The organism is Lentzea xinjiangensis (assembly GCF_900110955.1).
GTDB classification, from domain to species: Bacteria; Actinomycetota; Actinomycetes; order Mycobacteriales; family Pseudonocardiaceae; genus Lentzea; species Lentzea xinjiangensis.
On the sequence record NZ_FOFR01000001.1, the window covers coordinates 759,788 to 768,702 of the forward strand.

The following is an 8,915-nucleotide window of genomic DNA, read 5'->3' on the forward strand; positions in this document are numbered from 1 at the left end:
CGCTCTGATCTCAGAGCTAGAGGATCGCAACAGTTACTACAGGAGCAAGCGATGCCCACCCCTACCAAGGGCCCCCGGCTCGGTGGGTCTCCGGCGCACGAGCGGCTGCTGCTCGCCAACTTGGCGACGGCGCTGTTCCAGCACGGCCGGATCAAGACCACTGAGGCGAAGGCGAAGCGGCTGCGTCCGTACGCCGAGAAGATCATCAGCAAGGCCAAGGTCGGCGACCTGCACAACCGCCGCGAGATCATGAAGGTGATCCGCGACAAGGACGTCGTGCACAAGCTGATCGCCGAGATCGGTCCGTTCTTCAGCGACCGCTCCGGTGGCTACACCCGCATCACCAAGACGCTGGCGCGCAAGGGCGACAACGCCCCCATGGCCATCATCGAGCTGGTGCAGCAGAAGCTCGTCTCCACCGAGGCCGAGGCTGCGCGCAAGACCAAGTTCGCCAAGGACGAGAAGCCGGCCGCCGAGGTCGTCGACCAGGACGCCGAGGCGCCCGAGTCCGCGACGAAGGACGCCACGGCCGAGCCCGCCGAGGGCGCTGTCGAGGTTGACGGCGAGCCGTCGGCCGAGGACGTCGAGGCGGAAGAGGCCAAGGACAAGAAGGACCAGTCCTGAGCGGTTCTCCTGCTGACGAGCCCGTCGTTCCCCCAGGGGACGGCGGGCTCGTTCGTGTGCGCTTCGACCTGGGGTACGACGGGACCGAGTTCTCGGGGTGGGCGCGGCAGCCGTCCCGTCGGACCGTGTGCGGCGTTCTCGAGGACACCATGTCGATGGTGTTGCGCGAGGACGTGTCTCTGACCGTGGCGGGGCGGACCGACGCCGGGGTGCACGCCTCGGGCCAGGTCGCCCACGCCGATCTGCCGGCCACCGTGGATGTCGCCGGGCTGCCTCGCCGGCTGGCCCGCGCGTTGCCCACGGACGTGCGTGTTTTCTCCGCGCGTGTGGTGCCTGAAGCTTTCGACGCCCGGTTCTCGGCGTTGCGGCGCCACTACGAGTACCGGGTCACCGATGCCGCATCCGGGGCGCACCCGCTGCGGCGCCTGGACACGCTCGCCTGGCCCCGTCCGCTGGACGTCGACGCCATGAACGCCGCGGCCGCGCTGTTGCTGGGGGAGCACGACTTCTGCGCGTTCTGCAAGCGGCGGGAAGGGGCCACGACCATCCGGGAGCTGCAACGGCTGGAGCTGGTGCGCTCCTCGGTCGACGGGGTGATCACGGCCTTCGTGTCCGCTGACGCGTTCTGCCACTCGATGGTCCGGTCGCTCATCGGAGCGCTGCTGGCCGTCGGGGAGGGGCGGAAGGCGGTGGAGTGGCCTTCCTCGTTGTTGTCGCTCCACGGGCGGGCCAGCGGGGTTGCGGTGGCTCCCGCGCACGGGTTGTGCCTGGTTCGGGTGGATTTCCCGGGGGATTCGGAGCTTGGGGCTCGGGCTGAGGCTACTCGGCGGGTTCGCACGTTGTCCGGGTGAGTTTTGCTCTTCGGTGGGTTGCGTTTTGCTGGTTGGGGTTGCGGTTTCTTGCGCGGGGCTCCGCCCCGGACCCCGCCAATCTGATCCAGGACCGGCCGGCGCCGTTCGCGGGTTGACGGCACGCCTGTTGGTTTGGGCGGCTTGTGACGGGACCACGCCACCCGCCTCGTGCGGGGAAGACGGCTCGGCTTCGCCTTCGCTGGGCTCGCCTTCGGCCTCGCGGCTTCCTCTGGAAGGGGAGAGCCCCCGGCGTAGGCCGGGGGCTCCTCGGTGGTGCGGGGACTGGGGTTAGATGTCTGTGGGGACTGGGGTTAGATGTCGAGCGTCCACGAGTCGATGTAGCCCGTGTCCTGGCGGTAGAGGTCGCGCGCTCGCAGTTGCCAGGTGCCGTTGGCGTCCTCAGCGGACACGTTCACCGCGTAGGTGGCCTTCAGGTCGTCGGCGCTGTCGTTGCCGTTGCCGACCTTCAGCAGCTTCACGGTGCCCGAGGGGGCGATCAGGGCCAGTTCCAGGTCGCCTCGGTAGGTGTGCTTGATGTCGACGCTCACGGAGGCCGTGGCGCCCGCCTTGCCGAGGCAGTCGGCGATGGTGATGGACGACGTCACGGACGAGGCGTCGGGGATGGCGGTGTCGGTGTCGTTCGTGGCCGTCGGGCACTGGCCGGGCGGGTTGCCGGGGGCCGTGCCGGTGATGTGCAGGAGCTTGTTCGGGGAGCCGGTGCCGGGGTTCGTGACGACGTCGGAGGTGGCGTTGTCCACCAGGGCGTCGCGGACCTGCTGCGGGGTGGCCGTCGGGGACGAGCCGAGGTAGACGGCCGCCGCCCCCACCACGTGCGGGGTGGCCATCGAGGTGCCGCTGATGGTGTTGGTGGCGTCGTCGTTGGTGTGCCAGGCCGAGGTGATGTCGCGGCCCGGGGCGAAGAGGTCGAGGCAGCTGCCCAGGTTCGAGAACGACGAGCGGGCGTCGGTGCGGTCGGTGGAGCCGACGGTGATGGCTTCGGGGGTGCGGGCCGGGGAGGTGTTGCAGGCGTTGCCGCCGCTGTCGTTGCCCGCGGCCAGGCCGTAGGTGACGCCTGCCGCGATGGAGCGCTTCACGGCGTTGTCGACGTCGGCGTTCGCGCCGCCGCCCAGGGACATGTTGGCCACCGCGGGCTTGCGGGCCGGGGTGGTCTGGACGTCGTTGGTGACCCAGTCGATACCGGCGATGACGCCCGCGAAGGTGCCGGAGCCGCCGCAGTTCAGGACTCGGACGGCGACGAGCTTCACGTCCTTCGCGACGCCGTGCTCGGTGCCACCGACGGTGCCCGCGACGTGGGTGCCGTGGCCGTTGCAGTCGGTCGCGTCGTCATCGTTGTCAACGGTGTCGCGTCCGTGCACCGCCCGGCCGCCGAAGTCGCTGTGGCTGATCCGGATGCCCGTGTCGATGATGTACGCGGTGACGCCGCTGCCGCTGTTGGGGTAGGTGTAGCCGGTGTCCAGCGGGAGTGCGCGCTGGTCGATGCGGTCGAGGCCCCAGGACGGGGTCGGGAGCTGGGTGTCGGAGGCGCGGACCTCGCCGTCCTGCGTCACGTGGTCGACGTTCGGGTCTGCGGCGAGACGCTTGGCCTGAGTTTCGGACATCTCCGCGGAGAAACCGCGCAAAGCGGACTTGTAAGTGTGTTTCACCTTGGCGCTGTACTTCGCGCTGAGGCTCTCCGCGCTAGCCGTGCTCATGTCCTTCAGGACGACGATGTAGTTGTCCTTGACGGCGTTGGACGCACCGAGGTTGCGAATCTCCCCCTCGGGCGCAGCGGTGGCGGAGACGGACGACAGGGCGAGCGAGGTGCCCGCCACCAGCACTGTTCCGGCCACTCGTCTGGCCCACGATTCTCCCATAGCAGCATGCTCCCTCGTCGCGGGGTGGTGCGGTGAGAGTTTTCTTAGTGGCGCGGACTGATTGCGCACAAGAAGGTCCACGTAACAACCTTCGAATGGCGAATCAACAGATTTGGGCGCGATGTGAATTAGTTGGTTCCGCTGATCTATGGACAAAACAATTGTGCCCCGAACGATGAACCGTCCGGGGCACAATTGGTCTGGTGGCTAGTCGCCCCGGCGCACGGCTCCGAGGATCTGCTGCTCGGCCGGGGTCGTGTAGAGGCGCAGGTGCGCCCACATGTCCTGGCCCATCGCGATGACCTGGTCGTCCTTGAGCTGGGTCAGCTGCTGGAACATCTGCGGGCGCAGGCGCCACATCTGGCCCGCGAGCTGGGCTTGGCCCATCGGCAGGCGCTGCAACAGGACGAGGTCCGCGTTGTTCGCCGTCGACGAGGCCTGCGGGTGCAGGTACGGCAGCACGTACATCGTTGTCTGCCACGGCGCGCGCGGCGGGAACAGCTCCTGCGGGACGTGGCCGCCGTCGTGGATCACCAGCAGCGGCATGTCCTCCGTGGGGCGCGGGAGGTCCGCGGGGGACAGCCGGCGCAGCTGCACCAGTTGGGACGGACGGCCGTCCGGGCCCTGGCCCGCGGCGCGCACCACCGGCTGCCACGCCTGGGGGCGGCCGGTCGCGATGATGATCCACGCGCCGGTCGCCATGGCCCGCAACGCGATCTGGCGGGCCAGGTACAGGCCGCCGACGACCACCATGCGGGTCGGGGTCGGGCGCAGCACGGACACGCTGAGCGGTTCGCCCTTGGTGCCCTGGCCGAGCATCATGCCGCCGCGGTCGCCGCTCGGGCTGACCACGTCGAGCATGGTCGGCGACACCAGGAACTCCGGCGCCACCGCGCCGCTGCCGCGCGAGTCGAGCAGACGGGACGAGCTCATGCCACACCTCCCAGCGGCAGCGTCGCGGCGAGGCCGGCGAGCTGCATGCCCCGCAACGGGGTCAGCGTGATGTCGAGCTTGTCGCTCAGCTTCGACAACTGGTCGTCGGCGCGGTCGAGCTCGCTCGGCGTGCGGGCGCTCACCCGCACCAGGCCGCGCAGCGAGACCTGGCCGTCCTCACGGGACGGCGAGATCGACATGGCCAGCGTCGACGAGAGAGCGCGCACACCGGTCAGCGAGTTCAGGTTGCCCTTGAGTCCCTTCGACGGCCAGCCGGTGATCGCGTAGCTCGCGTGACCGACGCCACCCGCCGTGACGCCGGACCACTTCTCGCGCAGCGACACGGGGTTCGTGTTGCCGACGGCCGCGGTCAGCTCCGCCGACGAGATGGCCGCCCGCAGCAGCTCGTCCGAGTCGAGCGGGCGGATCGTCACACCGGCGGACTCCAGGGCGTTGCGGACGCGGGACAACGCGCCGATCAACGCCCGGTGCGCGCCGACGACGCCGCCGCCGCGCTCCCGGATCGCCTCGCCGCAGCGGCGCGGGTCCAGCCGGACCGTGATCCACGTGGTGCGCCTGGCCGCCGCGGGCAGCGGGCCGAGCACCTCCATGTACGAGGTGACCGCCGGCGAGTTCGGCGGGAGTGCCGCGCTGCCGGGGTAGCAGTGCCAGATCACCGTGATCGCGTCCAGCACCACGCCGCGGTCCTCCAGGCACGGTGCGAGCGCTCCCAGGGGCAGCGACGGCGCCGAGCCGACGGCGGAGATCAGCGGCGGGGTCGGGTCGACCAGCAGGACCGCGGTCCACACGCCGTCGTGCCACGACAGCGCGAGCGGGCGGCGCTCGTGGTCGACGCCCTTCGCGATCACCAGGTCCGGGATCGCGAGGCGCAGCAGCGCGACGCGCGGGTCCTCGGGGCCGAGCACCGGCAGCTCGTCGTCACCGGGCTTGGACTCCTGCGGGTCCACGCGCTTCGCGGTGCGGGTGTGCGAGCGGAAGTTGTAGCGCAGCCGGACGCCGATCCACTGGGTCAGCCAGCGGCCGCGTGACCGGGTGAACGCGAGCACCAGTGCGATGAAGAGCACACCGCCGGCGATGGAGACGGAGACGACGTTCAGGGCGCCGGTGTCGTCCTTCACGCCCATGAGGGTGAGGACGAGGAGTGCGATGGCGAGGCCGACCTCGATCGTGACTACGTTCGAGACGGGCAAGGAGCCGAGGCTGACGCCCGCCGTCCTGCGGCGGACACGCCCGACCGGACGAGGGGGAGCGGGTGCCTGCTGGCCAGGACCTCCCGGCCCACCGGGCCCCTGCGGCCGTGCCATCCCTGGGTTGGGCCGGGGCGGATGTGGAGTGGTCACGGACATCCGTTGTGGTCTCTTTCCCCTCGGTGGTCGGTGGGCTTGGCGAACCGGCCCACGAAGCAACCTGCGTCCGGCTATCCTGCCGAACCGTACCGCGACTGGGAGAGCAGCGAGCCGAGAATGGCATCAACACCCACCACCAAGTCACAGGTCCAGGCCTACCAATTCGTCCTGCGGAGGATGCAGTCCGCTCTGGTCCGCAGAGACGCGGTGATGCTGCATGACCCCATGCGCAACCACTCGCGCGCGACAGCGGTGGGTGTGGTCCTGGGCGTCGTCGGTCTGCTCGGCTTCCTGGTGTTCGGTCTCTTCAAGCCGGCGCCGCGGTTGGACGACCAGACGCAGATCGCCATCAGCAAGGAGACCGGCCAGGTCTACGTCGTGGACGCGTCGCCGCGGCGGCTCGTCCCGATGACCAACCTGGCGTCGGCCCGGCTGCTCTGGTACTCGCGCAACAGCCCGGACCAGCAGGCCGGTGGCGGCGACGCCCCCGGCGGCACGGCGAACGGCGTGCAGCAGGAAGCCGCCGGCGGCGAGCCGAAGCTCGTCAGCGAGGCGGCGCTCGCGAGCCTGCCGCGCGGCAGGCTCACCGGTCTGCCGGACGCGCCGGACGTGCTGCCGAAGCAGAACCTCCGCATCGACGCCCAGTGGTCCGTGTGCGACACCCTCGACCTGGACGAGTTCCGCGAGAACCAGGCGGCGGAGAACCAGATCAAGACCTCGGTGATCGCGGGTGTGAGCGGTGGCAACCCCGAGCTCGGCGACGGGGCCGTGCTGGTCCAGCAGCGCACGGGTGCGAAGAAGGCCTACCTGGTCTACAAGAAGCCCGACCCGCTGAGCGACATCTCGTCGTCGACGGTGCGCGCCGAGGTGGACCTCAAGAACGACAAGGTGGTCAACGCCCTCAAGCTGACGGGCAAGCAGCCGCGCGCGATCAGCACGGCGTTGCTCAACACCATCCCGGAGGTCGCGCCGCTGGCCGCGCCGGTCATGCAGGACCAGGGCAAGCAGGCGACCTACGTCACCGAGACGCGGGTGAACATCGGTGAGGTCGTCAAGGTCGACCTGACCGGCGCCACGCAGTTCATGGTGGCGCTCAAGGACGGTTTCCAGGACGTCGACCAGACCGTCGGCGACCTGCTGCGCTTCGCGTACTCGAACGCCAAGGAGCCGATCCGGCTCTCGCCGAACGCGGTCGCGAACAACAAGAACCCGAAGGACCCGCTGGACCTCGGCTCCTACCCGGCGAAGATCCCGACCACGCTGGAGGCGAACGCCGGCAACACGGTGCTGTGCTTGGGCTGGAAGGCCGAGAACTTCACCGAGGACACCAAGGCCGAGCACACCTCCGTGACGATCGGGTCGAGGTTGCCCGGTCCCAGGGAGATGAGCCCGGTCGAGCTGAACGCGCCGGGCGCGGCCGGCGAGATCATCGACGAGTTCCTGATGCTGCCGGGCAAGGCCGCCGTCGTGCGGGCGAGCCAGGGCAAGGGCGACTTCGGGACCGGTCCGGTGCAGGTCGTCACGGGTCGTGGCGTGCGCTACGGCGTCCCGGACGCCGGCACGGCGGCCGCGCTGGGTCTCGACGGGACGTTCCCGCCGGCGCCGAACCAGATCCTGAGCCTGCTGCCGATGGGTCCGCAGCTCAACAAGAACGAGGCGAACCGCAGCTACGACGCGATTCCCACGCCGAAGGGCACGATCAAGGACCCGCAGTCCGTGCAGAAGTAGCGGAACCGGTCCGGGCGCACCACCGTCAGATGCGGACAGAGCTCCCGGTAAGTGTCGTGAGGGGACAGTCGTGGCCGGTCGCATCACCGTCGATCCCGAGTGGTTGGAGTCCTACGCCGACCGGATCGACGGCACCACGGACGACCTGAGGCGGGTGCGGGACGCCATGAAGGTGTCCCCGCTGCGACCGCAGTCGTTCGGCGAGATCGGCGCCGCCCTGGGCACCGCCAGGGCCTACGCGCGTGCGGCCGAGCTGCTCAACTCGCAGCTCGCCCGCGCCTGCGACACGCTCGACGCCGCGGCCAAGGGCCTGCACGCCGTCGCGGAGCAGCACGGCCACCAGGACGACGAGAGCCTGCGCCTGGTCCAGAAGGCCGACCGGCGGTAGGGGGCTGTGGTGACCAGGAACGGCGCGGACGGCAGGCAGATCGCGGCCGAGGTCGCTCCCGAGCTCGGCTACCTCTCGCGGGTGAGCCGCGAGCTCGGCGTCGTGGACCTCGTGCACGACTTCTTCGACCCGCTCGTGGGCGACTGGAACGACCTGCGCGAGGAAGCCGAGCGCTGGCGCAAGGCGGCGAAGGTGACCGAGGCGGTCACCGAGCACGTCGCGGCGCCGCTGGGCGGGGTCGACGCGCGGTGGGAGGGCAAGGACGCCGACGCGTTCCTCGACCACATGCGCAAGGTCGGGCTCGCCGGCGGTGACATGTCCGACGCGATGAACGCGATGGCGGACGCGCTGGACGAGACGGCGGACAGCGTCCGCGACATCGTGCGGGACATGGCGCACGTGCTGGCCGACGCCGCGGACGCGGTGTCCGGCGCCGCGGCGCTGCCCGTGGACGGCGACCAGCGCGCCGTCAAGCACATCGAGGAGCTCAAGGACCCGGTTCGCGTGCTGCACGAGTCCGCGCGGCAGGTGCTCGAGGCGTTCCTCCGGCTGTGCGACGGGGTTTCCGGCGAGGCGGAGGGCTTCGGCGCCGTGCGGATGGAGCACCGCTACCCCGAGCGGGACTGGACCTACAGCGCGCCCGCCAAGCCCGGGGCCAAGGAGCCGGAACCGGCCAAGGCCTCCGCCACGGCGGCCGCAGCCACCGGTGGCGGGGCCGGCGGTGGTGGGGCCGGCGGCGGTGCGGCTGGCGGCGGTGCTGCCGGCACCGGCGGAGGCGGTGGCGTCGGTTCGGTCGGCGCTCCGGCTGCCGCGGCGCCGTCACCGATGCAGTTCGGCGGCGCCACAGGCGTCGCCGAGCAGCTCCCGGCCGCCGACAGGGGTGCCGGTGCGGCGGGGCCCGCCGCGGCCGCAGGTGGCCGTCCAGGGGGCGTTCCCGGCGGTGTGGTGGGAGGCATGGCGCCGATGATGGGCGGCATGATGGGCGGGCAGCAGGGTGGCGACAAGGAGCACAAGCCGCGGCAGCGGCTGACGGGCTCGATCGACGACCTGCTCGGCAAACCCAAGAAGGCCGCGCCGAAGACGATCGGTGACGACGACTAGAACTTCGCCGGAAGAACGAGAACGGCCCGCCGGTGTCCGGCGGGCCGTT

At 70.6% G+C, this 8,915-nt stretch carries 8 protein-coding genes; 5 read left to right on the plus strand and 3 right to left on the minus strand.

Annotated elements, in window-relative coordinates; genetic code table 11:
• The first annotated feature begins 51 nt into the window (after positions 1-51).
• Together rplQ and truA are read left to right on the plus strand one after the other, a co-directional pair.
• On the plus strand, positions 52-624 hold the full coding sequence (rplQ, locus tag BMW88_RS03940; RefSeq protein WP_089949069.1) for a 50S ribosomal protein L17: 573 nt from the start codon (positions 52-54) through the stop codon (positions 622-624).
• 56 nt (positions 625-680) lie between these two features.
• Positions 681-1,475: a tRNA pseudouridine(38-40) synthase TruA gene (gene truA / locus BMW88_RS03945; protein WP_218147981.1), complete on the plus strand. Its 795-nt coding sequence runs from the start codon at positions 681-683 to the stop codon at positions 1,473-1,475.
• Positions 1,476-1,786: 311 nt separating this feature from the next.
• Here truA and BMW88_RS03950 read toward each other — a convergent pair whose 3' ends face one another.
• The 3 genes from BMW88_RS03950 to eccE all read right to left on the minus strand — a co-directional run bounded on the left by BMW88_RS03950 (position 1,787) and on the right by eccE (position 5,427).
• On the minus strand, positions 1,787-3,349 hold the full coding sequence (locus tag BMW88_RS03950; RefSeq protein WP_089949072.1) for a S8 family peptidase: 1,563 nt from the start codon (positions 3,347-3,349) through the stop codon (positions 1,787-1,789).
• Between the two features lie 207 nt (positions 3,350-3,556).
• Positions 3,557-4,282 (minus strand): hypothetical protein, encoded by a 726-nt coding sequence (locus BMW88_RS03955; RefSeq protein ID WP_089949073.1) that lies wholly within the window; start codon positions 4,280-4,282, stop codon positions 3,557-3,559.
• A complete protein-coding gene (gene eccE / locus BMW88_RS03960) occupies positions 4,279-5,427 on the minus strand; it encodes a type VII secretion protein EccE (RefSeq protein WP_425434609.1) in 1,149 nt (382 codons plus the stop codon). The genes BMW88_RS03955 and eccE overlap by 4 nt, the downstream gene beginning before the upstream one ends.
• Before the next feature lie 339 nt (positions 5,428-5,766).
• Here eccE and eccB point away from each other — a divergent pair, with 339 nt between their 5' ends.
• From eccB to BMW88_RS43935, 3 genes are all read left to right on the plus strand, one after another.
• Positions 5,767-7,377, plus strand: a complete 1,611-nt coding sequence (eccB, locus tag BMW88_RS03965; protein ID WP_089949076.1) for a type VII secretion protein EccB — start codon at positions 5,767-5,769, stop codon at positions 7,375-7,377.
• A gap of 70 nt (positions 7,378-7,447) precedes the next feature.
• Positions 7,448-7,765 carry a type VII secretion target gene (locus BMW88_RS03970; protein ID WP_089949078.1) on the plus strand — a complete coding sequence of 106 codons (318 nt, stop codon included), beginning with the start codon at positions 7,448-7,450 and terminating at the stop codon, positions 7,763-7,765.
• A 9-nt stretch (positions 7,766-7,774) separates the two neighbouring features.
• Positions 7,775-8,866, plus strand: coding sequence for a WXG100 family type VII secretion target (locus BMW88_RS43935; RefSeq protein ID WP_177220932.1), 1,092 nt, complete (start codon positions 7,775-7,777; stop codon positions 8,864-8,866).
• The last annotated feature ends 49 nt before the right edge of the window (positions 8,867-8,915 follow it).